This is a genomic window from Kitasatospora sp. NPDC097605, assembly GCF_040302725.1.
In the GTDB taxonomy this organism is placed as follows: Bacteria; Actinomycetota; Actinomycetes; order Streptomycetales; family Streptomycetaceae; genus Kitasatospora.
This window is the reverse complement of sequence record NZ_JBEOSF010000002.1, coordinates 63362-88845: the sequence shown is the minus strand read 5'-3', so window position 1 is coordinate 88845 and position 25484 is coordinate 63362. Positions and strand designations below refer to the sequence as shown.

21 protein-coding genes are annotated in these 25484 nt (G+C 74.4%); 8 read left to right on the top strand and 13 right to left on the bottom strand.

Features of this window, described 5'->3' with window-relative positions:
* Positions 1-247 precede the first annotated feature (247 nt).
* The 3 genes from meaB to ABTX81_RS02490 are packed head-to-tail and all read right to left on the bottom strand — an operon-like array spanning position 248 to position 5394.
* A complete protein-coding gene (gene meaB, locus ABTX81_RS02500; protein ID WP_350541076.1) occupies positions 248-1237 on the bottom strand; it encodes a methylmalonyl Co-A mutase-associated GTPase MeaB in 990 nt (329 codons plus the stop codon).
* Positions 1238-1249: 12 nt separating this feature from the next.
* Positions 1250-3463: a methylmalonyl-CoA mutase gene (scpA, locus tag ABTX81_RS02495; RefSeq protein WP_350541075.1), complete on the bottom strand. Its 2214-nt coding sequence runs from the start codon at positions 3461-3463 to the stop codon at positions 1250-1252.
* On the bottom strand, positions 3460-5394 hold the full coding sequence (locus ABTX81_RS02490) for a methylmalonyl-CoA mutase subunit beta (RefSeq protein WP_350541074.1): 1935 nt from the start codon (positions 5392-5394) through the stop codon (positions 3460-3462). The genes scpA and ABTX81_RS02490 overlap by 4 nt, the downstream gene beginning before the upstream one ends.
* Before the next feature lie 322 nt (positions 5395-5716).
* On the opposite strand from ABTX81_RS02490, the gene ABTX81_RS02485 reads away from it, so the two are divergent.
* Entirely contained in the window at positions 5717-6745 is a 1029-nt protein-coding gene (locus ABTX81_RS02485; RefSeq protein WP_350541073.1) for a C40 family peptidase, read from the top strand.
* Between the two features lie 82 nt (positions 6746-6827).
* Here the strand turns inward: ABTX81_RS02485 and ABTX81_RS02480 are convergent, their stop codons facing one another.
* The 5 genes from ABTX81_RS02480 to ABTX81_RS02460 form a co-directional block, all read right to left on the bottom strand.
* Positions 6828-7313, bottom strand: a complete 486-nt coding sequence (locus ABTX81_RS02480) for a hemerythrin domain-containing protein (protein WP_350541072.1) — start codon at positions 7311-7313, stop codon at positions 6828-6830.
* A 124-nt stretch (positions 7314-7437) separates the two neighbouring features.
* On the bottom strand, positions 7438-7941 hold the full coding sequence (locus ABTX81_RS02475; RefSeq protein WP_350541071.1) for a metallophosphoesterase family protein: 504 nt from the start codon (positions 7939-7941) through the stop codon (positions 7438-7440).
* A gap of 109 nt (positions 7942-8050) precedes the next feature.
* Entirely contained in the window at positions 8051-8944 is an 894-nt protein-coding gene (locus ABTX81_RS02470) for a M56 family metallopeptidase (RefSeq protein ID WP_350541070.1), read from the bottom strand.
* Entirely contained in the window at positions 8941-9312 is a 372-nt protein-coding gene (locus ABTX81_RS02465; protein WP_350541318.1) for a BlaI/MecI/CopY family transcriptional regulator, read from the bottom strand. Before ABTX81_RS02465 ends, ABTX81_RS02470 begins: the two co-directional genes overlap by 4 nt.
* 95 nt (positions 9313-9407) lie before the next feature.
* Entirely contained in the window at positions 9408-10346 is a 939-nt protein-coding gene (locus ABTX81_RS02460) for a TIGR01777 family oxidoreductase (RefSeq protein ID WP_350541069.1), read from the bottom strand.
* 175 nt (positions 10347-10521) lie between these two features.
* Here ABTX81_RS02460 and asnB point away from each other — a divergent pair, with 175 nt between their 5' ends.
* Entirely contained in the window at positions 10522-12354 is a 1833-nt protein-coding gene (gene asnB / locus ABTX81_RS02455) for an asparagine synthase (glutamine-hydrolyzing) (RefSeq protein ID WP_350541068.1), read from the top strand.
* Between the two features lie 71 nt (positions 12355-12425).
* Positions 12426-13103 (top strand): YoaK family protein, encoded by a 678-nt coding sequence (locus ABTX81_RS02450; RefSeq protein WP_350541067.1) that lies wholly within the window; start codon positions 12426-12428, stop codon positions 13101-13103.
* 7 nt (positions 13104-13110) lie between these two features.
* Here the strand turns inward: ABTX81_RS02450 and ABTX81_RS02445 are convergent, their stop codons facing one another.
* Together ABTX81_RS02445 and ABTX81_RS02440 are read right to left on the bottom strand one after the other, a co-directional pair.
* Positions 13111-13629 (bottom strand): GNAT family N-acetyltransferase, encoded by a 519-nt coding sequence (locus ABTX81_RS02445; RefSeq protein ID WP_350541066.1) that lies wholly within the window; start codon positions 13627-13629, stop codon positions 13111-13113.
* A gap of 104 nt (positions 13630-13733) precedes the next feature.
* Positions 13734-14405, bottom strand: coding sequence for an Rv1733c family protein (locus ABTX81_RS02440; RefSeq protein WP_350541065.1), 672 nt, complete (start codon positions 14403-14405; stop codon positions 13734-13736).
* Positions 14406-14792: 387 nt separating this feature from the next.
* Between ABTX81_RS02440 and ABTX81_RS02435 the strand changes: the two genes are divergently transcribed.
* From ABTX81_RS02435 to ABTX81_RS02420, 4 genes are all read left to right on the top strand, one after another.
* Positions 14793-15317 carry a PadR family transcriptional regulator gene (locus ABTX81_RS02435; RefSeq protein ID WP_350541064.1) on the top strand — a complete coding sequence of 175 codons (525 nt, stop codon included), beginning with the start codon at positions 14793-14795 and terminating at the stop codon, positions 15315-15317.
* Positions 15314-16027, top strand: coding sequence for an ABC transporter ATP-binding protein (locus tag ABTX81_RS02430; RefSeq protein ID WP_350541063.1), 714 nt, complete (start codon positions 15314-15316; stop codon positions 16025-16027). The genes ABTX81_RS02435 and ABTX81_RS02430 overlap by 4 nt, the downstream gene beginning before the upstream one ends.
* On the top strand, positions 16024-18258 hold the full coding sequence (locus ABTX81_RS02425; RefSeq protein WP_350541062.1) for an FtsX-like permease family protein: 2235 nt from the start codon (positions 16024-16026) through the stop codon (positions 18256-18258). The genes ABTX81_RS02430 and ABTX81_RS02425 overlap by 4 nt, the downstream gene beginning before the upstream one ends.
* 333 nt (positions 18259-18591) lie before the next feature.
* Positions 18592-20886, top strand: a complete 2295-nt coding sequence (locus ABTX81_RS02420; protein ID WP_350541061.1) for a M9 family metallopeptidase — start codon at positions 18592-18594, stop codon at positions 20884-20886.
* 69 nt (positions 20887-20955) lie between these two features.
* Here ABTX81_RS02420 and ABTX81_RS02415 read toward each other — a convergent pair whose 3' ends face one another.
* Both ABTX81_RS02415 and ABTX81_RS02410 read right to left on the bottom strand, forming a co-directional pair.
* The gene (locus tag ABTX81_RS02415) at positions 20956-21411 is read right to left on the bottom strand and encodes a nucleotide triphosphate diphosphatase NUDT15 (RefSeq protein ID WP_350541060.1); all 456 of its coding nucleotides are present in this window, start codon (positions 21409-21411) and stop codon (positions 20956-20958) included.
* A 33-nt stretch (positions 21412-21444) separates the two neighbouring features.
* The gene (locus ABTX81_RS02410; protein WP_350541059.1) at positions 21445-22953 is read right to left on the bottom strand and encodes an SDR family NAD(P)-dependent oxidoreductase; all 1509 of its coding nucleotides are present in this window, start codon (positions 22951-22953) and stop codon (positions 21445-21447) included.
* 298 nt (positions 22954-23251) lie between these two features.
* On the opposite strand from ABTX81_RS02410, the gene ABTX81_RS02405 reads away from it, so the two are divergent.
* A complete protein-coding gene (locus ABTX81_RS02405; RefSeq protein WP_350541058.1) occupies positions 23252-24691 on the top strand; it encodes a GuaB1 family IMP dehydrogenase-related protein in 1440 nt (479 codons plus the stop codon).
* Here the strand turns inward: ABTX81_RS02405 and ABTX81_RS02400 are convergent.
* Positions 24652-25440, bottom strand: a complete 789-nt coding sequence (locus tag ABTX81_RS02400) for a DUF5995 family protein (RefSeq protein ID WP_350541057.1) — start codon at positions 25438-25440, stop codon at positions 24652-24654. The genes ABTX81_RS02405 and ABTX81_RS02400 overlap by 40 nt on opposite strands.
* Positions 25441-25484: the final 44 nt, after the last annotated feature.

Sequence of the window (25484 nt, the reverse complement as noted above, 5' to 3'; positions counted from 1 at the left end):
TTGCGGCGGTCGGGGCGGCTTCGGGTGGAGGTGGCCGACCGGTGCCCCGGGCTCCCGCGGCGGGAGCGCGGGGCCGAAGCGACCGGCGGGCGTGGGTTGTTGCTGGTGGAAGCCCTGGCCGAGGCGTGGGGGTGGTGTCCACAACAGGACGGCAAGGTGGTGTGGTTCGAGTTCCCGGAGCAACGCGAAGCGCCGTGCCCCACGTACGGGTGGGGCACGGCGCTCGGGCTGGTGGCGGCGTAGCGGCTCAGTGCAGGCCGAAGGCGTTCAGGATGCTGTCTGCCGCCAGGGTGGCGGTGAGGGTGCCCTCGCGGACGCGGTGTTCCAGGTCGGGCAGCAGGCGGGTGACCTCCGGGTGGGTGTGGAGGCGGGCGAGGAGCTGGTCGTGGACCATCGCCCAGGTCCACTCCACCTGCTGGTCGCGCCGCTTGGCGGCCAGCGCGCCGGTCGCGTCCAGGACCTTGCGGTGCTGCTGGAGCCGCTCCCAGACGGTGTCCAGGCCGCCGCCGTCGCGCCCCGAGCAGGTCAGCACCGGCGGCGTCCACGGCGCGTCCGGGGCCTGCAACAGCCTCAGCGCCCCGGCGAGTTCGCGGGCGGCGGCCTTGGCGTCCAGCTCGTGCGGGCCGTCCGCCTTGTTGACCGCGATGACGTCGGCGAGCTCCAGCACGCCCTTCTTGATGCCCTGCAGCTGGTCGCCGGTGCGGGCCAGCGACAGCAGCAGGAAGGAGTCCACCATCCCGGCCACCGTGGTCTCCGACTGGCCGACGCCGACCGTCTCCACCAGCACCACGTCGTAGCCCGCCGCCTCCATCACCAGCATCGACTCGCGGGTCGCCTTGGCCACCCCGCCGAGCGTGCCGGAGGTCGGCGACGGCCGGACGAACGCGTGCGGGTCGACGGCGAGGCGCTCCATCCGGGTCTTGTCGCCCAGGATGGAACCGCCGGTGCGGCTGGACGTCGGGTCGACGGCCAGCACCGCGACCTTGTGCCCGAGCCCGGTGAGCATGGTGCCGAAGGCGTCGATGAAAGTCGACTTGCCGACACCGGGCACCCCCGTGATGCCCACCCGCACCGCACCGCCCGTGTGCGGCAGCAGCATCGTCAGCAGCCGCTGCGCCAGCGCGCGGTGGTCCGGGCGGCTGGACTCCACGAGGGTGATGGCCCGCGCGATGTACGCGCGCGAGCCCTCCCGCACGCCGGTCGCGTAGCTGTCGAGGTCGATCGTCCGGGGCGCCATCCGCTCAGCGCCTCAGAGCTCGTGGCCGAGATCGGCGGCGAGCGACTTCAGCAGCTCGTAGGCGGCCTCCGGGATCACCGTGCCGGGCGGGAAGACCGCCGCGGCGCCCGCCTCGTACAGCGCGTCGAAGTCCTGCGGGGGGATCACCCCGCCGACCACGATGGTGATGTCCTCCCGGCCCGCCTCCGCCAGCTCGGCGCGCAGCGCGGGCACCAGGGTGAGGTGGCCGGCGGCCAGCGAGGAGACGCCGACGATGTGCACGTCCGCCTCGACGGCCTGGCGGGCCACCTCGGCCGGGGTCTGGAACAGCGGACCGACGTCCACCGTGAAGCCCAGGTCGGCGAAGGCGGTGGCGATCACCTTCTGGCCGCGGTCGTGGCCGTCCTGGCCCATCTTGGCGACCAGGATGCGCGGGCGGCGGCCCTCGGCCAGCTCGAACCGCTCGACCAGCTCCCGGGTGCGCTGCAGGGGGGCCGACGGGCCCGCTTCGTCTCGGTACACACCCGAGATGGTACGGATCTGGCCGGAGTGGCGGCCGTACACCTTCTCCAGGGCGTCCGAGATCTCGCCGACGGTGGCCTTGGCGCGGGCCGCGTTCACCGCCAGGTGCAGCAGGTTGCCGTCCAGTGAACCGCCGCGCGAGGGCCCGGCCTCGGCGGCCCGGGTCAGCGCCTCCAGCGCGGCCCGGGTGGCGGCCTCGTCGCGCTCCTCGCGCAGCCGGCGCAGCTTCTCGATCTGGCGGGCGCGCACCGCGGAGTTGTCGACCTTGAGCACCTCGATCTGCTCGTCGCTCTCCACCCGGTACTTGTTGACGCCGATCACCGGCTGGCGGCCGGAGTCGATCCGCGCCTGGGTGCGGGCGGCGGCCTCCTCGACGCGCAGCTTGGGGATGCCGGCGTCGATCGCCTTGGCCATGCCGCCGGCCGCCTCGACCTCCTGGATGTGCTGCCAGGCGCGGTTCGCCAGGTCGTTGGTCAGCTTCTCGACGTACGCCGAGCCGCCCCACGGGTCGATGACCCGGCAGGTGCCGGACTCCTGCTGGAGCAGCAGCTGGGTGTTGCGGGCGATCCGGGCGGAGAAGTCGGTCGGCAGCGCCAGCGCCTCGTCCAGCGCGTTGGTGTGCAGCGACTGGGTGTGGCCCTGGGTGGCGGCCATCGCCTCCACACAGGTGCGGGTGACGTTGTTGAAGACGTCCTGCGCGGTGAGCGACCAGCCGGAGGTCTGCGAATGGGTGCGCAGCGAGAGCGACTTGGCGTTCTTCGGGTCGAACTGCTTGACCAGCTTGGCCCAGAGCAGCCGGGCCGCGCGCAGCTTGGCGACCTCCATGAAGAAGTTCATGCCGATCGCCCAGAAGAACGACAGCCGCGGTGCGAACGCGTCCACGTCCAGCCCGACGTCCAGCCCGGCCCGCAGGTACTCCACGCCGTCGGCCAGGGTGTAGGCCAGCTCCAGGTCGGCGGTGGCCCCGGCCTCCTGGATGTGGTAGCCGGAGATGGAGATCGAGTTGTACCGGGGCATCTTCTGCGAGGTGTACGCGAAGATGTCCGAGATGATCCGCATCGAGGGCTGCGGCGGGTAGATGTACGTGTTGCGGACCATGAACTCCTTGAGGATGTCGTTCTGGATGGTCCCGGCCAGCTTCTCGGGCGGCACGCCCTGCTCCTCGGCGGCCACGATGTACAGCGCGAGGACGGGCAGCACGGCGCCGTTCATCGTCATGGACACCGACATCCGGTCCAGCGGGATGCCGTCGAACAGCTGGCGCATGTCGTAGATCGAGTCGATCGCCACGCCCGCCATGCCGACGTCGCCGGTCACCCGGGGGTGGTCGCTGTCGTAGCCGCGGTGGGTCGGCAGGTCGAAGGCGACCGACAGGCCCTTCTGGCCGGCCGCCAGGTTGCGGCGGTAGAAGGCGTTGGACTCCTCGGCGGTGGAGAAGCCGGCGTACTGGCGCACCGTCCACGGCTGGTTGACGTACATCGTCGGGTACGGGCCGCGCAGGTAGGGGGCGATGCCCGGGTAGGTGCCCAGGAAGTCCAGGCCGGCGAGGTCCTCGGCGGTGTACAGCGGCTTGACGCCGATGCCCTCGGGGGTGTCCCAGAGCTGCTCGTCGACGTCCTTGCCGGTGGCCTGGTGCCAGGCGGCGCGCCACTGGCCGTCGGTGACGTCCGCCGGGGCGTGCCCGCCGTCGGCGTCCAGACCGATCGTGGTGAAGTCGGGGATCATCGGGCGACTCCGATCTGGTCGGGCTGGTCGATCCGGGCGGGCTCGCCGAATTCGTCGATCCGGTCGATCCGGTCGATCTCGTCGAGCAGGGAGGTCAGGACGGCGACCGCGTCGCCGCCGGCGAAGACGAACCCGTCCACGCCCGCGGGCGGCGTCTCGCCCGGCCGCCCGGCCAGCAGCACCCGCCGGGCGCCGGCCGCCCTGAGCGCGGCGGCGACGGCCTCGGCGTGCTCGGCGTACAGGGCGTCGCTGGAGCACAGGCACGCCACGGCGGCGCCGCTCGCCGCGAACGCCTCGGCGAACGCCGCCGGCTCGGTGCCCTCGTGGGCGGTGGTGGCGATCCCGCCGGCCTGGAACAGGTTGGCGGCGAAGGTGGTGCGCGCGGTGTGCGCGGCGGCGGTGCCGATCGACGCCAGGAACAGCGCCGGCCGGGCGCCGCCGGCCGCGAGGCGCGCGTCCGAGCGGTCGCGCAGCGCCTCGAAGGCCTCGGCGCGGCGCACCGTCGGCAGCCCGCCGGACGGGCCGGCCGGGGCCGGCGCGCGGACCAGCGCCTGCTCGCCGAGGTGGGGGAACTCGCTGACGCCGGTGACCGGTTCGCGCCGCTTGGCGAGCCGCGTCGAGCGCTCCGCCCAGGTGGCCGCGATCCGCTCGCCGACCAGGCCCGACTCCAGCGCGGCGCGCTGGCCGCCGGCCCGCTCGGTCTCCTGGAACCACGCCCAGGCGGCGTGCGCCAGCTCGTCGGTCAGCCGCTCCACGTACCAGGAGCCGCCGGCCGGGTCGACCACCCGGGCCAGGTGCGACTCCTCCAGCAGGATCGCCTGGGTGTTGCGGGCGATCCGGCGGGCGAAGGCGTCCGGCAGGCCGAGCGCGGCGTCGAACGGCAGCACGGTGACCGCGTCCGCGCCGCCGACCCCGGCGGCCAGGCAGGCGATCGTGGTGCGGAGCATGTTCACCCAGGGGTCGCGGGCGGTCATCATCACCGCGGAGGTGACGGCGTGCTGACGCTGCGCCGAGGCGGCCGGGGAGGCGCCGCAGGCCTGCGCGACCCGGGCCCACAGGCGGCGCGCGGCACGGAACTTGGCGATCGTCAGGAACTGGTCGGCGTCCGCGGCGTAGCGGAACTCCAGCTGGCCGAGCGCGGCGTCCACCGGCAGCCCGGCCGCGGTCAGCGCGCGCAGGTAGGCGACGCCGGTGGCCAGCGAGGCACCCAGCTCCTGCGCGGGCGAGGCGCCGGCCTCGTGGTACGGCAGCGCGTCGACGGCCAGTGCCCGCAGGCCGGGGAAGTCCGCGGCGCAGCGGGTGGCGAGCGCGGTGGCCTCGGCGAGCAGCGCGTCGGTGCGCGCGGCGTCACCGGTGCGGGCCTGCAGACCCAGCGGGTCGGCGCCCAGGGTGCCGGCGGCGGAGCCGGGGGAGACCTCGCGCTCCCGGTACAGCTTGAACAACTGCGCGGCGGCCTCGGGGAATTCGGCGCCCGCGTCGAGCACCACCCCGGCCAGGTCCAGGTAGACGCCGGTGAGCGCCTCGCCCAGGGCGGAGACCGGCAGGCCCTCGCCGCCCAGCTCCAGCCAGAGCGAGCCGCCGCCGTGCTCCAGATCGGCCAGCACCGCCTCGTTGGTGCGGCGCGGATCGGGGTCGGCGTGCCGCTGGCGGACGTCCCAGCCCGCGACCGAGGCGCCCTGCGGGCGGGCGCCACGGACGAACGGCGGGAAGCCGGGGAAGCCCGGGCCGGCCGGGGCGTCCTCGGCGGTGTACAGCGGGCGGGCGCGCAGCCCGTCCTGGAGCGCGGTGCTGAGCGCGCGCTCGGCCGCTGCGCCGTCCTCGGGCTGCGCCCCCGACTTGCGCAGCACGCCCTCGACGAGGGTCTGCCACTGCTCGCGGTGGGCGGCCGGGAACTCGGCGGCCAGGGGAAGCCCTTCGGGCGGGACCGTCATGCCCCGCAGGTTAGCGCCCGTTCGCGGGGACGCAGGAGAGGCGGAGGGTGTGACCTTTCCCTCGCTCTGCACCGTGTCGCACTGCCGGTGCCACGGGGCGGCTGCGCAAGGGGTCGGGAGGAGGCGGACGGTGGGCGGCTTGCGGAACAGCGGCCGTCATCTATTAACTTGCTTAGAAGAACGCGGGCGGCGGGGCGGCTCTCCCCGGAACGCCCCCTGCCCGTGTTCGGCCACCGTTCCCGTGTTCGGCCACCGTGCCCGGGTTCAGCCACCCTTCCGGGGTCCACCCCCCTTCCCCGCCGCGTCCGAGGAGTCAGCCGTCATGGGAAAGCGCCGCAAGCCCAGCCCGCCCAGCCGGGCCCGTCTGGCGGTCGTCACCACCGCGATGGCCGGCGGTGTCGTCCTCACCGCGGGACCCGCCCAGGCCGAGCCGGCGCCCGGCCTCGCCACCGTCAAGGAGCAGGTCGACCAGCTCAACGAGGAGGCCGAGCAGTCGATCGAGCGCTACAACGGCTTCCAGGAGAAGCAGCAGACCCTCCAGGGCGACGCCAACCGGATCCAGGAGAAGGTGGCCCGCGGCCAGGAGGCGATGAACGAACTGCGCACCCAGCTCGGCGGCATCGCGGCCGAGCAGTACCGCAACGGCGGCATCGACCCGTCCGTCCAGCTGATGCTCGACTCCGACCCGGGCGGCTACCTGGCCCGGGCCAGCGCCCAGAACCAGGTCGTCGACTCCCAGGCGGCGCTGCTGCGCCGGGCGCTGGACGAGCAGCGCCGGCTCGACCAGGACCGCGCCGAGGCCACCGCCACCCTCGCCCAGCTCGACGAGGCCGGCGCCGCCCTGGCGTCGGAGAAGAAGGCGGTCCAGGACAAGCTGGCCAAGGCGCAGGCGCTGCTCAACAAGCTGAGCGCCGCCGACCGCGCCAAGGTCAACGCCCAGGAGGCCGCCGCGACCCGCGCCTCCCGCTCCGGCGGCGAGCGCCCGGCCTACACCGGCCCCGCCACCGGACGGGCCGCCACCATCGTCCAGTTCGCCTACGCCCAGCTCGGCAAGCCCTATGTCTGGGGCGCCACCGGCCCCTCCGGCTACGACTGCTCCGGCCTGACCGGCGCCGCCTACCGCGCCGCCGGCGTGAAGCTCCCGCGCGTCTCCCAGGACCAGTGGAAGGCCGGCGCCCGGATCGCCCGCGCCGAGCTGCAGCCCGGTGACCTGGTCTTCTTCTACGCCGACCTGCACCACGTCGGCCTCTACATCGGCGAGGGCAAGATGATCCACGCCCCCCGCACCGGCAAGAACGTCGAGGTCCTGCCGATCGACGCGATGCCCTACGTCGGCGCCGTCCGCCCCTGAGACCGGGGAAGGGCGGCGCCGGTTCGGGCCGCGCGGGTCCCCCCGTCGGACCCGCGCGGGTCAATGGATTCCTGAGGGAGCCTCACGCCTCGCCGGGGCGGAAGACCGGGCCGGGCCAGTCGCCGTCCGGCGCCGTCGCGTCGAGGGCCGCGCCGATCGCCCGCTCCTCGTAGCGGAAGTGGGACTCCAGGATCGCCGCGAGGCCGTCGAGTTCGCGTCGGACGGCCTCGTCGTCCGGGGCGGGGGAGGCGGCGGCCCGCAGCGCCAGTTCGCGCACCCGGGAGAGGATCGAGGAGATCAGCCCGTGGTCCTCGACGAGTTTGGCGATCGTCGGCGCGAGCGCGGGGCGTTCGCGCACCAGTTGGGCGAACAGTCCGTCGTCCTCGCCCCGGTGGTGGGTGGTGAGGGCGTCGCAGAAGGCCAGGCAGTGGGCGGCGAGCGGGTCGTCGTCCGGCCGGCGGGGGCCGGGGTCGGACCTCAGGCCCTCGATCCGGCGGAGCAGGTCCCGGTGGGCCCGGGAGAGTTGGACGCTGAGCGCGACCGCGCGGTCGCCGTGGTGGGAAGCCATGGGAGGCCGTCCCTTCGGGTTGCGCACCTCCATGCCTGGCGCGGTCCGCCACCGGCACGCGATGCACCGCGATCCGATCACGCGGCGTGGCGCCGGGGCAAGTCCGCCCGGGACGGTGAAGCGTTCAGGAGCGGGGCGGCAGGCGGTGGAGGCGGACGTCGGCGAGGCGGCCGCCGTCCACCCGGGCAGTCAGGTAGGTGGCGAACGGCTGGCGGCGGCGGTCGGTGGGCGAGCCGGGGTTGAGCAGCCGCAGGCCGCCGGGCGCGGTGCTGTCCCAGGGGATGTGGCTGTGGCCGAAGACCAGCACATCGGTGCCGGGGAACCGCGCCTCGCAGCGCTGCTCGCGGCCCCGCGCCGGGCCGGTCTCGTGCACCACGGCGAAGCGCAGGCCCTCCAGTTCCACCCGCGCGACCTCGGGCAGGCGCTCGCGCAGCCCGGGCCCGTCGTTGTTGCCGTGGACGGCGACCAGCCGCGCGGACCGCGCCAGCAGCAGGTCGAGGGTGGCGGTGTCGACCCAGTCGCCGGCGTGGAACACCACATCGGCGTCGTCCACGGCGGCGAGCAGTGGCGCGGGCAACTGCCGTGCGCGCGGCGGGACATGGGTGTCCGAGGTGATCAGCAGGCGCATCCGGGGCTCCGGCGGGGTGGCGGACGGGGCGCTCCGATCCTGCCCGGACGGCACCGCCGGCGGCCCCTCGAAACGCCGAAACGCCGGCGTACGGGACCGCGGTGCGGCGCTACGGGTGCGGCGCGCAGGCCAGGAGGTAGGGGAGGAGCGGGGCGGCGACGGCGGCCAGCCGGTAGGCGCGCGCCGGGGGCGCGGGGGTGTGGGCGAGGCGCTGGACCCGGGCGAGCACGCCGGTGGACGCGGCGGCCAGCGCGCCCGGCCCGGCTCCCGGCCCGGCGGACGGGGCGGCGGTGGCCAGCGCGTACAGGGCGCCGGCCAGGTCGCTGCGCGTCACCCGGGCGAGCGCGGCGTCGTCGGCCGCCATCTCCAGCAGCAGCGCCACCTCCGCCCGCCCGAGGGCGGCCAGCGGCAGCCGGCGGCCGAGCAGCAGGGCGAAGGTGTCCGCCGCGAGCAGCACCAGGTGGTGACGCCCCCGCAGGTGGCCGTGCTCATGGGCGACGGCCGCGGCGAGCCGGTGCTCGTCCAGCAGCTCCACGGCGCCGCGCGTGACCACCACCCGGGCCCGGCGGCCGGGCAGGCAGTAAACGGCGGGCCGCGGGTCGTCGAGCACCAGCAGCCGGTGGCGCGGATCCCGGGCGGCCACCAGGTCCAGCGCCGTCCGGTGCCGCCGCCGCGCCCCGGCGGCCCGCGCGGCCAGCGCCGCCGCCACCGCCGCGACGGCCCCGCCCGCCGCCGCCGGCACCCACCAGTCGTGGGCGTGCGGCGCGGCGGTGGGCGGTTCGACGTGCGGCAGCAGCCCGACCAGCCCGGCCGGCTCGTGCCCGAGCGGGGCGAGCAGGTGGTGCGCGACCAGCAGCACACCGGTGCCGAAGGAGGCCATCAGCGCGAGCCAGACGGCGGCGCCGAGCACCGGGCGGGCCTGCAGCCGCCGGGAGCCGGCCAGCCGCCGGGGGAGCAGCACGCCGACCAGGACCAGGTGGAGCGCCAGCAGGACCAGCGTCACCGGGCGTCGTCCCGGGCCTTGACCTGCTCCAGGGCGGCGAGCAGCGCCGTCGCCTCGTCCCCGCTGATCCGGTCGACGAAGTGCAGCAGCGCCCCGGCCCGGTCGGAGGTGGTCTCCAGCGCCTGGTGCATCAGCTGGGCGGTGTACGACTCGCGGGTGCAGGTCGGCTCGTACACCCAGGCGCGGCCGACCTTCTCGCGCCGCAGCCAGCCCTTGGTGTGCAGGATGTCGGCGACCGTGTTGACGGTGGTGTACGCGACCGGGCGCCGGCGCCGCAGGTCGTCGACGACCTCGCGGACGGTGGCCGGGCGGCCCCAGGACCAGAGCCGGTCCATGATCTCGGCCTCGAGATCGCCGAATCCGCGCAGCACCCGTCCGCTCCTCTGCCGTCCCGCCCGCCGTCCTGCCCGCCGCCCATCGTACGGCGGCCCATCGTACGGCCCCGTCCCCGCCGTCCGCGTGCTCAGCGGCGCAGCCGCCGGACCAGGTCGGCGGCCGCCGACGGCCAGTGCGGGTGCTCGAAGCCGAACCCGGCCGCCAGCAGCCGGCCCGGCACGACCGCCCGGCTCTTCAGCAGCAGTTCGGTGTCCGAGCGCAGCGCGAGCGCGCCCGCCTCCGCCATCCACCGGGTGGCCGGCAGTCCCACCGGGATGCCCTTGGCGCGCCGGAGCGCCCGCATGAACACCCGCTGCGGCAGCGGTGCCGGCGCGGCCAGGTTCACCGGGCCGCTGACGTCCTCCCGGTCGATCAGGAAGCGGACGGCGCGGACCAGGTCGTGGTCGTGGATCCAGGACACGTACTGCGCGCCGCCGTCCACCGGCCCGCCGAGGCCGGTCCGGGCGAGCCGCACCAGCCGGTCGAAGGTGCCGCCGGCGTCCGGGCTCATCACCGCCGCGCAGCGCAGCGCGACCCGGCGGGTGCGCGGGGTGGCGGCGTCGGCCAGCTCGCGCTCCCAGTCGCGGGCGATCCGCACGCTGTGGTCCCAGGCGCGGGGGGCGCCGGGCTCGCCGCCGCCGATGACGCCGGTGTCCTCGTCGTGCGGGGCGCCGTAGGTGTGCGCGTAGATGGTGGCGGTGCTCATCTGCAGCCAGACCCGGGGCGGGCGCCGGGCGCCGGCGATGGCCCGGCCGACGGTCCGGGCGGAGTGCACCCGGGACTCGCGCATGTCGCGCAGGTTCTGCTCGGTGTAGCGGCAGTCGACGCCGCGTCCGGCGAGATTGACGACGGCGTCCGCGCCGTCGACCGCCTTCGTCCAGCGGCCGAGCGTGCGGCCGTCCCAGTGGATCTCCTGGTCGCGGCCGGGCCGGCGGGTGAGGACCAGGACCTCGTGGCCGTCGGCGGTCAGCGCCCGGTCCAGGATGCGCCCGATCTGCCCGGTCCCCCCGGGTATGACGATTCTCATCGAGACCCCCCTCGGTCGTTCGTCGGTACCCACCCTAGTCCTCATCTGAACGTGTTCAACACCGAGGCCGGTGTCACTCCGCCGGAAACGTGTCCGAACCAGTGGAACCACTTCCCCCGTTCGGCCGACTGCTGGGCCGGATCCGATCGTCTGCTCGTCCGAGGAGTGCACGCGCATGTGCGGAATCACCGGCTGGGTGTCCTTCCATCAGGACCTCCGCCACAGCGCCCCCGTCATCGAGGCGATGACCGCCACCATGGCCCTCCGCGGCCCCGACGCCGGAGGGGTGTGGCTCGGCCGCCACGCCGCCCTCGGCCACCGGCGGCTCGCCGTCATCGACATCGAGGGCGGCGCCCAGCCCATGGCCGACCGGCCCGACGAGCCGGGCGTCGTCCTCAGCTACAGCGGCGAGGTCTACAACCACCACGAGCTGCGCGCCGAACTGCGCGCCCGGGGCCACCGGTTCGAGACCCGCAGCGACACCGAAGTGGTGCTCCGCGGCTACCAGGAGTGGGGTGACGCCCTGGTCGACCGGCTGGAGGGCATGTACGCCTTCGCCGTCTGGGACGACCGCGCCGAGCGGCTGCTGCTGGTCCGCGACCGGCTCGGCGTCAAACCGCTGTTCTGGGCCGAGACCGACGGCGGCCTGGTCTTCGGCTCCGAGCCCAAGGCACTGTTCGCCCACCCCGACGTCACCCCCACCGTCGACGCCGACGGCCTGCGCGAGGCCTACAGCCTGCTGTTCAACACCGGCCCCACGGTCTGGTCCGGGGTCCGCGAGGTCCACCCCGGCGGACTGCTCGTCCTCGACCGCTCCGGCATCCGCGAGCGCCGCTACTGGGAGCTCACCGCCCGCCCGCACACCGAGGACCTGGACACCACCAAGGAGCGGGTCTCCGCACTCGTCGACCGCGCCGCCCGCGCCCAGCTGGAGGCGGACGTCCCGCTCTGCAGCCTGCTCTCCGGCGGTCTCGACTCCACCGTCGTCACCGCCCTGGTCGCCGACGAACTGCGCCTGCGGGAGGGCCCGCAGGCCAAACTGCGCTCCTACGCCGTCGACTACAGCGACCAGGCCGAGCAGTTCACCGGCGACGTGCTGCGCACCGGCCACGACACCCCGTACGCCGCCGAGGCGGGCGCGTTCATCGGCAGCGAGCACTCCACCGTGGTGCTCGACCCGCGCACCCTGCTCGACCCGGAGAACCGCCGGGCCGTCGTCGTCTCCCGGGACTCGCCGATCGGCGTCGGCGACATGGACACCTCGCTCTACCTGCTGTTCGGCGAGATCCGCAAGCACTCGACGGTCGCGCTCTCCGGCGAGGCGGCCGACGAGGTGTTCGGCGGCTACCCGTGGTTCCACAACCCCAAGGCGCTCGCCGCGCAGACCTTCCCCTGGCTGCTGGTCACCGGGGACGACGCGGCCATGCCGATCAACCCGGAACTCGCCGCCCATCTGCGGATCGCCGAGTTCCGCGACGACACCTACCGCGGCGCGCTCGCCGCCGTCCCGCACGCCGACGGCGAGAGCCCGGCCGAGCACCGGCAGCGCGAGATGCAGCACCTGTCGCTGACCCGCTGGCTGCGCCAGCTGCTGCACCGCAAGGACCGCCTGTCGATGGCCCAGGGCCTGGAGGTGCGGGTGCCGTACTGCGACCACCGGCTGGTCGAGTACGCCTTCAACACCCCGTGGGCGATGAAGAGCCACGACGGCCGGGAGAAGAGCCTGCTGCGCGCCGCCGGGCAGGGCATCGCCCCGCACTCGGTGCTCTGGCGGCCGAAGAACCACTATCCGGCCACCCACCACGCCGACTACAACAGCGGCCTGCAGCGGCTCGCCCGCGAGGCGCTGGACGCGCCGCACGTGCGGGACATCGCCGACGAGGCGGTGATCGGGAAGAGCCTGGACACGCCGGCCGACCAGCTGGAGTGGGGTCACCGGCTGCGGCTGGAGCGGGTGGTGGACCTGGCCCTCTGGCTGGACCACCACCGCCCGGCGCTCGCTTTCTGACCGGCCGTCCGCCGGGCCCGGATGCCCCGCTGGCCGGGTCCCGCCCGCGGGGCCCGGCTAGGCTGTCGGTGATGCTGACCCGGATGCACACCGACCCCCGGCACGGCCCGCTGGTGCCGATGCTGCTGGTGCTCACCGTGGTCACCGGGCTGGTCGACGCGGTGAGCTACCTCGCGCTCGGGCACGTCTTCGTCGCCAACATGACCGGCAACGTGGTCTTCCTCGGATTCGCGCTGGCCGGGGCGCCGGGCCTGTCCGCGACGGCCTCGCTCGCCGCCCTGGCCGCCTTCCTGGCGGGCTCGGTGGCGGGCGGGCGGCTCGCCGAGCGCCGCCCCGGCCACCGGGGGCGGCTGCTGGTCGCCGCGGTCCGCGCGCAGTCGGTGCTGCTCGCCGCGTGCACCGCCGTCGCGGCGGCCTTCGGGCACAGCGCGGACCCGGTGCGCTACACCCTGATCGGGGTGCTGGGCGCCGCGATGGGCCTGCAGAACGCGGTCGTCCGCGCGCTCAAGGTGCCGGACCTGACGACCACCGTGCTGACCATGACGCTCACCGCGCTGGCCGCCGACCGCGCGGGCACCCGCCGGCTCGCCTCCGCCGTCTGGATGTTCGCGGGCGCCCTGCTCGGCGCCGTCCTGGTACTGCACGCCGCCGTCCCGGTCGCCCTGGCGGCCGCGCTCGCCCTCCTGATCGCCGTCGCCGCCCTCACCCACCAGGCCTCCCGCCGCCCCGTCACCCCCTGGGCGGAGTAGGAGGGGCCTACGGCTTGCGGATCAGGAAGGTGTCGAACTCGGCGCCGTACCAGCGGCTGCTGCGGCCCCGGGGGGTCATGCCGAGGCGCCGGCAGACGGCGGCGGAGCGGTCGTTGCCGGGGCGGACGACGGCGTGGATCTCGGTGAGGCCGTCGGCGAAGCCCTTGGCGAGGGCGGCGCGGGCGGCCTCGGTGGCGTAGCCGTGGCCCCAGGAGTCGGGGTGCAGGTGCCAGCCGACCTCGATCTCGCCGTTGCCGGTGCCGTCCTCGTCCGGCAGCGGCAGGAGCATCACCGTGCCGACCACCACCCCGGTGTCCCGCCGCTCCAGCGCCCAGACGCCGTACCGGGGGTCGGCCGAGCGCCCCCGCCAGCGGTCGATCATGGCCGGCACCTCGGCGGGCGACTCCAGCGCCCGCGGCGCGGCACCCAGCCACTGCGCGACCTCCCAGCGCGCGTACAAGTCGTACGCGCGCTCGGCGTCGGTGTGCTCCCAGAGGCGGGCGGTCAACCGGTCGGTGGTGAACAACGGTGCTCCTCGTACGGCGGTCCGGTGGTCCGGTGGTCCGGTGGTCCGGTGGTCCGGTGGTCCGACGGGCCGGTGTTCCGGCGGTCCGACGGGCGGGCGTGCGGTCAGTCGTCCTGGGGCTGGCTGGTGCGGCCGGACCAGCGCGGCTCCCAGCGCGCCCAGGACCGTTCCCAGGCGCGGTCCGCCCGCCGGTCCAGCACGCGCAGCCGCAGCGCGAGCGCGCCGCCGATCAGCGCGGCCGCGGTGGCCGAGCCGGCCAGTGCGGTGCAGACGGCGCCGACGGCCAGCGCGACCCGGGTGGCCGGCGCCGTGACGGGGCGGCCGCCGTCGTCGAGCCAGAGCACGACGGTGGAGCCGCCGGCCGTGCTGCGCGGCGCCTGGACGGTGCCGGTACGGGCCAGGCCGTCGGGGGTCGTCCAGGACACCGAGGTCTCGGTCCGCTTCTGGTAGCCGCCGCTCCAGCGGCCGGCGCCGGTCTCCTCGGTGCGCGCCTTGCCGAGGACGAGCGCCTCGGTGCGGTGCAGCCGGCCCCGGTCGGCCTCGGCGGTGCGCCCGGCGGCGCGGAAACCGAGGACGGCGGCGGCGACGACCCCGGCCAGGCCGACGACCAGGGCGAGCCCGGCGATCAGCCAGGCCCGGCTGCGGTGCCGGTCGACGGGACGGGCGAGCGGTTCATGGCGCTGGACGGTGTCGCGGTGGCCGAGGGCGCGGCGCAGCTGGCGGCCGGCCCGCCGGGACAGCGGAGCGGTGCGGGCCGAGCGGGGTGAACTGGACACGATGCGTGCTCCTCACGGCTGTTGGCGTGGTTCGGCCCCGTCGGAACCAAATCTCTCCCGGCACCGGCCCCTCGCACAAGAGCCGGGCGGGCTCACGCGGCTCGGGCCCTACGGCCCTCATGGAGGGCGCGGGACCGGGACGTTCGGCCCTCGGCGGGGCGGGGGCGGAGGAGGCAGGCTGGGCCCTGGCCGCGTTCTCGTGCCGGGGACGCGGAGGCCCGGCCCGCTGTGGGGGCTCGCCGGGCCGCCGTGCAGAGCGGGGGACGGGGTTGGGGCCGTCTCCCGCTCGCGGCGTTCCCGGGCCGGCCGGCATCACGTTTCGCCAGGTCAGGGCCGTATTCTCGCCAGCTATACACTCGATGTATACCTCTGGTGTATGGTCCTTCCATGAGTGTTCCCCTGACCCTTCTCGGGCTGCTGGAGCGCGAGCCGAGCCACGGCTACGACCTCAAGCGCGACTACGACACCTTCTTCGGCCGCGGCAAACCCCTGCCGTACGGTCAGGTCTACGCCACCCTCGGCCGCCTGGCGCGCGACGGAAAGGTCGTCCCCGGCGAGGCCGAGCCCGGCGACGGGCCCGAGCGCAAGCGCTACGTCATCACCGAGGCCGGCGTGAGCGAGTTCGAGCACTGGCTCGCCGAGCCCGTCGCGCCCGAACCCACCCTCCAGTCCGTGCTCTTCACCAAGGTCGTCCTGGCCCTGCTGCTCGGCCGCGACGCCGAGGCCTACCTCGACACCCAGCGCGCCGCCCACCTGGCCCGGATGCGCGAGCTCACCGAACTGCGCCGCACCGGCCCGCTGGTCGACGCCCTGCTCGCCGACCACGGCCTCTTCCACCTGGAGGCGGACCTGCGGTGGATCGACCTGACCACCGCCCGCCTGGACGCCCTCGCCGCGGAGGTGCGCGCATGACCCCCGTGATCGAGGCCCGTGACGTCGAACTCGCCTTCGGGGAGACCCCGGCCCTGCGCGGCGCCGGCCTGGCCGCCGAGGCCGGCGAGGTGCTCGCCGTGATGGGCCCCAGCGGCTCCGGCAAGTCCACCCTGCTGCACTGCCTGGCCGGCATCCTGGTCCCCGACGCGGGCCAGGTGCTCTTCGACGGGCAGCGGATCGACGACCTCGGCGAGAACCGGCGCAGCGCCTTGCGGCGCGACCGGTTCGGCTTCGTGTTCCAGTTCGGCCAGCTCGTCCCGGAACTGACCGCCGAGGAGAACATCGCCCTGCCGCTGCTGCTCAGCGGCGTGCGCCGGGCCGCCGCCCTCGCCGACGCCCGCCCGTGGTTCGCCCGGCTCGGCCTCGACGGGATGGAACGCCGCCGCTCCGGCGAGCTGTCGGGCGGTCAGGCCCAGCGGGTCGCGCTCGCCCGCGGCCTGGTGACCCGCCCCCGGGTGCTGTTCGCCGACGAGCCGACCGGCGCCCTGGACTCGCTCACCGGCGAGCAGGTGATGGCCCTGATGGTCGCCGCCGCCCGCGACCAGGGCACCACCGTCGTCCTGGTCACCCACGAGCCCCGGGTCGCCGCCTACGCCGACCGCGAGGTCATGGTGCGCGACGGCCGAGCCCGGACGCTCTCCACCGGCCGCCCGACCGGCGGTCCCCCGGCGCAGCGGGTCGCCTCGTGATCGCCTTCGCCCTGCGACTCGCCGTCAGCGGCGGCCGCCAGGCCCTGGCCCGGCTGCTCACCATCGCCGCCGCCGCGGCCGTCGGCGTCGGCCTGCTGCTCTCCACGCTCGCCGCCGTCAACGCCGTCGGCGCCACCAACGAACGGGTGCTCTGGGCCAACTCCGGGGCCGCGAGCCGCACCGAGACCGCCGACGCCGATCCCCTCTGGTGGCGCGACAACAGCCCGGAGTTCTACGACGGCAAGCGGCTGCTGTCCATCGAGGTCGCCGCCACCGGCCCGACCTCGCCCGTCCCGCCGGGCCTGGCGAAGCTGCCCGCGGCCGGCGAGTACTACGCCTCGCCCGCGCTCGCGAAGCTGATCCGCGAGCGGCCGGCGGACCAGCTGGCCGACCGCTTCCCGGGCCGCCCGGCCGGTGAGATCGGCGACGCCGCGCTCGCCTCCCCGGACTCCCTCGTCCTGGTGGCCGGCCAGGACCCGGCGGCGCTCGCCACCCGGCCCGGCGCCCGGCAGATCACCACCATCGCCACCGCCCTGCCGCCGAGCTGCAGCGCGGACTGCCCGGCCACCGGCACCCGCGGCGACGCCATGACCCTGATCCTCTCGGTGGTCGCCGGGGCGCTGCTCTTCCCCGTGGTGATCTTCATCGGCACCGCCACCCGGCTCTCCGCCGCCACCCGCGAGCAGCGCTACGCCGCGATGCGCCTGGTCGGGGCGACGCCCCGGCAGATCACCCTGGTCGCGGCCGTCGAGTCCACCCTGGCCGCCGCCGCCGGCACCGCCCTCGGCTTCGCGGTGTTCCTGCTGCTGCGCCCGCTGGTGGCGACCGTCCCCTTCACCGGGGACCGCTTCTTCGTCGAGGACCTCACCCTCACCGGGCCGCAGGCCCTGGCCGTGCTGCTCGGCGTCCCGCTGGCGGCCGCGGTGGCCGCCCGGCTCGCGCTGCGCCGGGTGACGGTCTCCCCGCTCGGCGTCAGCCGCCGGGCCACCCCCGAGCCGCCGACCGCCTGGCGGGTGGTGCCGCTGCTGGCCGGCCTCGCCGAGCTCGCCTGGTTCGTCGGCCGCCGCCCCCACACCACCAACGGGCAGACCGCCGCCTATCTCACCGGCTTCCTGGTGATCATGTTCGGCCTGGTGCTGGCCGGCCCCTGGCTGACCATGGCGGCCGCCCGCGCGGTCGCCGCCCGGACCGGCCGCCCGGCCACCCTGATCGCGGTCCGCAGGCTGGCGGACGACCCGAAGGCGGGCTTCCGTTCGGTGGCCGGACTGATCCTGGCCCTGTTCGTCACCACCGCGACGGTCGCCATCATCGGCACCATCGACCACAACCGGGGCGTGCTCGCCGGAGACCCGCAGACCCGGGTCGCGGTCGAGCACGGCGCCCGGGCCGGCGAACCGCCGATGGCCGCCGCCGTGCCGGAGCGGGTCCTCGCCGAGCTGCGGGCCGTCCCGGGCTTCCAGGGCCTGGCGGTCGTCCACGCCAACCCGGACGGCCTGGCCCGCGACGCCTCCGCACCGGGCGACTGGGCCGCGCCCGTGCTGGCGCTCTGCTCGGACCTCGCGCAGATCCCGGTGGTCGGCCACTGCGCCTCCGGCGCCGAGGTGGCGGCCGTCGAGCCGTACGGCTTCCTGAGCCTCGAATCCCAGCAGTCCACCGAGTGGCCGACCGCGCCGATCACCGCCGAGGCGGCCACCCGCCTGCCGGTGCAGTCGCTCTACGTGACGACCGACGGCTCGACGGCCGCGATGGAACGGGTGCGCGTCCTGCTGAGCCGCTCCTTCCCGGACCAGCATGCCCGGATGGTCGAGGACTGGGGATCCGAACAGCAGCAGATGCTCGCCGGCTGGCGGCAGCTGGCCGACGTCGTCCTGCTCACCACCCTGCCGATCGCCGGCTGCAGCCTCGCGGTCAGCGTGGTCGCCGGCCTCTCCGACCGGCGCCGGCCGTTCGCGATGCTCCGGCTCACCGGGGCGCCGCTGGGCCTGCTGCGGTGGGTGATCGCCCTGGAGAGCGCGCTGCCGCTGCTGGTGGTGGCGGCGGTCGCGACCGGGACCGGCTTCGGCGCGGCGGCGATGTTCCTCAAGTCGCAGATGAGCTACGACCTGGTGTCGCCGGGCGCGGTGTACTTCTCGCTGGTGCTGCTCGGGCTCGCGGTGTCGCTCGGGATCATCGCCTCCACGCTGCCGCTGCTCAAGCGGATCACCGGCCCGGAGGCGGCCCGCAACGGCTGACCCCCGAGGCCGACGACGGCCCCGCCACGCGAACCCCGCCCCCGGATCCGGAGGCGGGGTTCGCGCACGTCCGGCCCGAATGCCGGCGAATTCCGTTGGCGGGCACGAGGCCTGACCGGGAGTCGTTCCCCCCCGGCCGTTCCGGAGCGGACCTGTCGAGTTATGGAAAAGACTTCCGCAAGATGTGTGACATGTGCAATGGTACTGATCACCTCCCCACCGTGCGACGGACCAGCACACGACGCCGTCGCCATAGGTCCTCACCCCCACCCGGCCGTACCCCAATACGGCCGAACCAGGCCCGGAGGCCCCCACGTGAGTACCGTGCGCCTTTTGCGACTCCCGCAACTGGCAAGACTTCTCCTGCTCGTCCTTTCCTGTGCTCTGACGATCGGCCTGTTCGCCCCGCGCAGCCAGGCCGCCCCCGTCGTCCCGAGTCCCGCGGCCACCCCCGCGACCGACCGCGGCGACCTCCCGCCGCCCGGCGCCGACAGCGAGTTCTCGGCTCACGACCACGGCGCGACGACGAAGCCGGAGAACAGCGCTCCCGACCTGCGCGCTTTCCAGGACTCCGAGTCCGCTCCGGTCGAGGCCCCCGCGCCCTCCGCCAAGTCGTTCGGTCCGGACTCGGAGGCCGAGGACGCCGCCGCCTGCAACCCGGCTTCCTTCTCCCGGACCGGTGCGGCCCTGGTCCGCCTCGTCAAGGCGGCGAGCCACGACTGCGTCGACGGGCTGTTCCGGATCCCGACCGAGTACGCGGCCGGGGCCTTCCGCGAGTCCCAGATGCTCACCATCGTCGACGCGCTGCGTGAGAGTGCCCGCACCTACCAGGGCAACGACGGCGACCACATCTCGCAGCTGATGTACTACGTGCAGGCCGGCTACGCGGTGCAGTGGGACAACAAGGAGCTGGTCGGCCCCTACGGCAAGCTGCCGGACGAGATCAAGACGGCCGTCCACACCTTCTTCGCCAACCCCCACGCGCTCGACGCCACCACGGCCAACGCCGTCCCGCTGGAGCACGCGACGATACTGGCCGACGTGCCCCGCAAGCCCGGTGACTACGTCGACGTCGTCAAGCAGGTCCTGAACGCCTACCAGCCGGAGACCTGGGACAAGGCCAACCTGCTGCGGGCGGTCAACCCGCTCTCCAAGGTGCTGTACCGGGCCGTCTACGACAAGGACGCGGACTTCAAGAAGGCCGTCCTGGCCGACCCGGGCGTCCTCGAGGCGCTGAACGGCTTCATCCTGCGCGCCAAGTCGCACCTGCTGGACACCGACCGCAACAACTCCCTCACCGTCTACCAGGCGATCGACGAGCTGACCCGGATCGCGGCCTTCGAGGAGATCGCCCCGCGGTCCCGCCCGTTGGTGAAGAACCTGGTCGACACCGCCGGCATCACCGGGCCGAACTGGCCCCAGCGTGCCGCCGCCGCGGCCTCCATCCAGAAGTTCGACAACGGCGCCTGCGGCTACTTCGGCACCTGCGACGACCCGCAGCGGTTCAAGGACGCCTACCTGCCGGTCCGGCACACCTGCAGCCCGACGCTGCGCATCCTCGGCCAGGACCTGACCGCGGCCCAGCTGGCCACGGCCTGCGCCAGCCTGAACGGCCAGGACGTCTTCTTCCACGGGGTGTCCCGGGACAAGGGCCCGGTGGCCGACGACAACAACGCGGCCCTGGAGGTCGTCGCCTTCGACTCCGATGTCCAGTACGTCCTGCTCGGCCGGGCGATCTTCAACACCGACACCAACAACGGCGGCATCTACCTGGAGGGCGAGCCCTCCCGGGCCGGCAACCAGGCCCGCTTCCTCGCCTACGAGGAGCCGTCGCGGTCCGGGGGCTACGAGATCCGCAACCTCAACCACGAGTACACCCACTACCTCGACGCCCGCTTCAACCTCTGGGGCAGCTTCCAGCAGGGCTGGGACGGCAAGCTGGTCTGGTGGACCGAGGGCCTCGCCGAGGTCGTCGCCACCTCCTACCAGAAGCTGGTCAACCAGGCCGCGATCGACTCCGCGGCCCGGCACAGCTACCGGCTGAGCGAGCTCTTCGACACCGACTACGGCGACCAGAACCGCGTCTACCAGTGGGGCTACCTGGCCGTCCGCTACATGCTGGAGCAGCACCGCTCCGACGTCGACGCGCTCCTCGCCAAGTGGCGCGCCGGTGACTGGGCAGGCTCCCGAGCCCTGCTCAAGACCACCATCGGCACCCGCTACGACGCCGACTTCGACCGCTGGCTGACCGCCTGCGCCGCCGGTGCCTGCGCGACCGTACCGGAGTTCCCGCAGTTCAAGGCGTGCGAGAGCGGCGACATCCGCCAGCTCGACAAGAACTGCGTGCGCACCGGTGTCTCGGCGACCGCCGGCAACTACGCGCACTTCTACATCAACGTGCCGGCCGGCACCAAGCAGATCAAGGTGACCAGCAGCGGAGGCACCGGCAACGCCGACCTCTACTACCACTGGGGCGGCTGGGCGTACACCAACGCGTACGTCACGCGGTCGGCCGGGCCGGACGACTCCGAGACCCTGACCATCACCAACCCGCCCGCCGGCTACGTGTTCTTCAGCCTGTACGCCCAGCAGGACTTCAGCGGAGTGACCGTCACCAGCGAGTTCTGATGACGGGTTCCGCGAGGAAGAGGTGAGAGCGGCCCCGGCGGAGCGCTTCGGCGCCCCGCCGGGGCTTCGTCAGCGGCCGACCGGGTAGGCGTGAGTCCCGGTCCGGGGCCGGCCGACGGGCAGCTCCGGGCGCCAGCTGGCGAGCACCAGTCCTGACGGGTAGAACATCGGCTCCGGCAGCGCGTCCAGCGGCAGGCGCTCCCAGCCGCCGCACGCGTGCGGCTCGGTGACCACGGCGGGCGCCAGGCTCGGCGGGGCGAGCACCGCGGCGGTCAGCCGGGGGCGGCCCAGCTCGTGGTCGAGCAGCACCGCGAGCACCCGCATCCGCTCGGCGGGCAGCATGATCCCGGTCTCCTCGGCCAGTTCGCGCGCGGCCGTCCGCTCGAAGGACTCGCCGGGGTCGACCTTGCCGCCGGGCAGGCTCCAGGTCGGCGGCTCGCCCGCGGTGGTGCGGCGGCCGATCAGCACCCGGCCGTCCCCGGTGGGCACGATCACGCCGGCGCCGAGCAGGGGTGCGGTGGTCATGGCGGTTCCTCCGTCAGATGGGGCCGGCCGGGGTTACCAGGCGGCGCGCTCGAAGTCCTTCAGGAAGCAGCCGTAGAGGTCCTCGCCCTGCTCGCCGCGGACGATCGGGTCGTAGACCCGGGCCGCGCCGTCGACCAGGTCGAGCGGGGCGTGGAAGCCCTCGTCGGCCAGCCGCATCTTGTCCGGGTGGGGGCGCTCGTCGGTGATCCAGCCGGTGTCGACGGCGGTCATCAGGATGCCGTCGGTCTGGAACATCTCCTGCGCGCTGGTGCGGGTGAGCATGTTCAGCGCGGCCTTGGCCATGTTGGTGTGCGGGTGGCCGGCACCCTTGTACCCGCGCTGGAAGACGCCCTCCATCGCGGAGACGTTGACCACGTACTTGCGCCGGGACGCCGCGGCGGCCATCGCCGGGCGCAGCCGGCTGATCAGGATGAACGGCGCGGTGGAGTTGCAGAGCTGGACCTCCAGCAGCTCCACCGGGCCGACCTCGCTGACGGTCTGCACCCAGCTGTTGGTGTCCGCGAGGTCGGGCACCAGGCCGCCGGCGTCGATCGCCGTGCCGGCCTGGATCCGCTCGGGCGTCGCCGAGCCGGTGACCAGCGCGAGCGAGGTGACGTCCTCGGCGGAGATCCGCTCGCCGTCGCCGGAGGCCTGGCGGGGCAGGGCGGGCAGATCGACGCTGCCGCTGTTGAACCGGCCGATGGTGGTGGACTGCGGCAGCTCGCCGGCCGGCAGCGGAGCGGACTCGGCGGCGACCAGCTCGCGGTAGGACTCCGGCGGGCGGCGCACGGTCTGCGCGGCGTTGTTGATCAGGATGTCCAGCGGGCCGTCCGCGGCGACCTCGTCGGCCAGCGCCATCACCTGGGCCGGGTCGCGCAGGTCGATGCCGATGATCTTCAGCCGGTGCAGCCACTCGGCGCTGTCCGGCATCGCGGTGAAGCGGCGGATCGCGTCGTTGGGGAAGCGGGTGGTGATGGTGGTGTGGGCGCCGTCGCGCAGCAGCATCAGCGCGATGTACATGCCGATCTTGGCCCGGCCGCCGGTCAGCAGCGCGCGCTTGCCGGTGAGGTCGGCGCGGGCGTCGCGGCGGGCCCGGTTCTTGACCGCGCAGTCCTGGCAGAGGTTGTGGTAGAACGCGTCGACCTCGACGTAGCGCTGCTTGCAGATGTAGCAGGAGCGGGGGCGCTCCAGGATCCCGGCGATCTCGGTGGTGGTGACGGTGGTCAGGCCGAAGGCGCCGGCCGTCTCGTCGTCGATCCGGGTCGGGGCACCGGTCGCGGTGCGCGCGGTGACCTCGCGGTCGTTGGCCGTCTTGCGGGCCCGGGTCTCCTGGCGGCGGCGCTGCTTCAGGGTGCGGAATATGCCGCCGACGGCCTGGCGGACGGTGATCGCGTCCGGGTGGTCGACGTGCAGCTCGTCCAGCTCGGCCAGCACCTCCAGGCAGAGCCGCAGCCGCTCCGGGTCGAGGCCGGGGCCGTAGTCGATCTCCTCGGCGGTCCCGGTGCCGTTGTCCTGCTCGATGTCCACGCCCGCCGCCGTCATGCCCTTGCCGCTTCCCGCTCGCCTCGCCGATCACGGCGTTCGCCGCGTTTACCGCGTGAATGCTACGGGAGCGGCCCCGACCGGGGCGAAAAGCCGGGGAATTGGAGGATCATCCAGGTCTACGCGCGGAGCTTCGATCATGGCTTGTGTACAGCGCCAGCAATCGTGGTCGAACTGGCTTTTGGCGAACGGCTCCCGGAGAATCGAACGCCGGGTGCAGGGGCGCCCGAGTGCGCCCTGCGGCCGTGCCGCACCCGCACCCGAGGTGTATTTTCTCCCAGCCAGAGAGCCCCGTTTCATGCGCTTCCTGAACGACCTCATGCCCTCGTACGACCTGACGTACGACGACGTCTTCATGGTCCCCAGTCGATCCGCCGTGGGCTCCCGCCAGGGCGTCGACCTCTCCTCCAACGACGGCACCGGCACCACGATCCCGCTGGTCGTCGCCAACATGACCGCCATCGCCGGCCGCCGGATGGCCGAGACCGTCGCCCGCCGCGGCGGCCTGGTCGCCATCCCCCAGGACATCCCGACCGAGGTCATCGCCGAGGTCGTCGGCTGGGTCAAGCGCCGCCACCTGGTGCACGACACGGCCATCACCCTCGACCCCGGCGCCACCGTCGCCGAGGCGCTCTCGCTGCTGCCCAAGCGCGCCCACGGTGCGCTGGTGGTGGTCGAGGACGGCCGGCCGGTCGGCGTCGTCACCGACTCCGACTGCCAGGGCGTCGACCGCTTCACCTCGCTCTCCGACGTGATGTCCCGCGAACTGCTGCTGCTCGACGAGGACATCGACCCGCGCGACGCCTTCGACAAGCTGAGCGAGGCGCACCGCAGGCTCGCCCCCGTGGTGGACCGCGAGGGCCGCCTGGTCGGCATCCTGACCCGCAAGAACGCGCTGCGCGCCACCCTCTACACCCCGGCCGTGGACGCCGCCGGCAAGCTGCGGGTCGCCGCCACCGTCGGCATCAACGGCGATGTCGCGGGCAAGGCCAAGGCCCTGCTGGAGGCCGGCGCCGACGCGCTGGTCGTGGACACCGCGCACGGCCACCAGGAGTCGATGATCACCGCGCTGCGCGCCGTGCGCGGCCTGGACCCGCAGGTCCCGGTCGTCGCGGGCAACGTCGTCTCGGCGGCCGGCGTGCGCGACCTGGTCGAGGCGGGCGCCGACATCCTGAAGGTCGGCGTCGGCCCCGGCGCGATGTGCACCACCCGGATGATGACCGGCGTCGGCCGACCGCAGTTCTCGGCCGTTCTGGAGTGCGCCGCCGAGGCCCGCCGGCTGGGCAAGCACGTCTGGGCCGACGGCGGCGTGCGGCACCCGCGTGACGTCGCCATGGCGCTGGCCGCCGGCGCGTCCAATGTGATGATCGGCTCCTGGTTCGCCGGCACCTACGAGTCGCCCGGCGACCTGCAGACCACCGCCGACGGCCGGCAGTACAAGGAGTCCTTCGGCATGGCCTCCAAGCGGGCCGTGAGCAACCGCACCGCGCAGGACTCCGCGTACGACCGGGCCCGCAAGGCGCTGTTCGAGGAGGGCATCTCGCACTCCCGGATGTTCCTCGACCCGGCCCGCCCGGGCGTCGAGGACCTCATCGACTCCATCGTCGCGGGCGTGCGCAGCTCCTGCACCTACGCGGGCGCGGCCACCCTGGAGGAGTTCCACGAGAAGGCCGTGGTCGGCATCCAGAGCGCGGCCGGCTACGCCGAGGGCAAGCCGCTGCACTCCAGCTGGGCCTGAGCCCCCTCGCCGGCCGCGGCCGGCCCGCTCCCCGCGCCGGGGAACGGGCCGGCCGCGGCCGTTCCGAGCCCCAGCGGCAGCAGCAGGGCCCGGCCGAGCATCCCGACCGCGCCGTCCAGCGCCGAGCCGTACGCCGCGGCCGCCGAGGGCCGCCCGCGCAGCTCCCAGAGCACCCGCACCGAGCCCCAGGCGGCGTCCCGGGCGGTGTCGACCGACCACGCGCCGAGCCGGTGGGTCAGCGGCTCGAACCGCTCCAGCACGTCCGGCCCCGGCATCAGCTGCTCCCGCACGGCCGTCTCCACCCCCGCCAGCAGGTCGTTGATCCGGCGGTAGTCGCCCGCGAGCCGCTCCGGCTCCCGCCCGAGCCGCCGGCAGGTGTCGACGACGGCGAGCGGCAGGTCGTGCTGGATGTGGGCGTTCATCCCGGCCAGCGCGAACTGGACCGGATGCACGTCCGGGTGCGCCCGCAGCTCGAACAGCGGCCGCCAGCAGGCGGGCGGGCACCGCCGCGCCGCGACCGCGTCCACGGCCCGCAGGTAGCGGCCGGCGAACACGGTGTCCAGCACGGCCATCGCGGCCGGGTCCGCGAACCCGGCCAGCCGTGCCCGGACGGTCTCCGTGACGGTCAGGTACATCCGGTTGAACACCGCCACCCCGTCGGCGGGCGGCAGTCCGGCCCCGATCGCCCGCAGCCGGCGGACCACCGCGTCGAGCCCGTGCGCCGCCGCGGCCGTGCTCCGTGTGGACACCCTGCCCATCCGTCACCCTCCGGCGCCGCTCGTGCACTGATCGC

Excerpts from the sequence above, each read along its gene's own strand:
- ABTX81_RS02415 (WP_350541060.1), bottom strand. The coding sequence starts at position 21,411 with ATGACCACCGCACCCCTGCTCGGCGCCGGCGTGATCGTGCCCACCGGG.
- ABTX81_RS02480 (WP_350541072.1), bottom strand. The coding sequence starts at position 7,313 with ATGGCTTCCCACCACGGCGACCGCGCGGTCGCGCTCAGCGTCCAACTC.
- ABTX81_RS02460 (WP_350541069.1), bottom strand. The coding sequence starts at position 10,346 with ATGAGAATCGTCATACCCGGGGGGACCGGGCAGATCGGGCGCATCCTG.
- scpA (WP_350541075.1), bottom strand. The coding sequence starts at position 3,463 with ATGATCCCCGACTTCACCACGATCGGTCTGGACGCCGACGGCGGGCAC.
- ABTX81_RS02450 (WP_350541067.1), top strand. The coding sequence starts at position 12,426 with ATGCTGACCCGGATGCACACCGACCCCCGGCACGGCCCGCTGGTGCCG.
- ABTX81_RS02405 (WP_350541058.1), top strand. The coding sequence starts at position 23,252 with ATGCGCTTCCTGAACGACCTCATGCCCTCGTACGACCTGACGTACGAC.
- ABTX81_RS02410 (WP_350541059.1), bottom strand. The coding sequence starts at position 22,953 with ATGACGGCGGCGGGCGTGGACATCGAGCAGGACAACGGCACCGGGACC.
- ABTX81_RS02435 (WP_350541064.1), top strand. The coding sequence starts at position 14,793 with ATGAGTGTTCCCCTGACCCTTCTCGGGCTGCTGGAGCGCGAGCCGAGC.
- ABTX81_RS02430 (WP_350541063.1), top strand. The coding sequence starts at position 15,314 with ATGACCCCCGTGATCGAGGCCCGTGACGTCGAACTCGCCTTCGGGGAG.
- asnB (WP_350541068.1), top strand. The coding sequence starts at position 10,522 with ATGTGCGGAATCACCGGCTGGGTGTCCTTCCATCAGGACCTCCGCCAC.
- ABTX81_RS02490 (WP_350541074.1), bottom strand. The coding sequence starts at position 5,394 with ATGACGGTCCCGCCCGAAGGGCTTCCCCTGGCCGCCGAGTTCCCGGCC.
- meaB (WP_350541076.1), bottom strand. The coding sequence starts at position 1,237 with ATGGCGCCCCGGACGATCGACCTCGACAGCTACGCGACCGGCGTGCGG.
- ABTX81_RS02485 (WP_350541073.1), top strand. The coding sequence starts at position 5,717 with ATGGGAAAGCGCCGCAAGCCCAGCCCGCCCAGCCGGGCCCGTCTGGCG.
- ABTX81_RS02475 (WP_350541071.1), bottom strand. The coding sequence starts at position 7,941 with ATGCGCCTGCTGATCACCTCGGACACCCATGTCCCGCCGCGCGCACGG.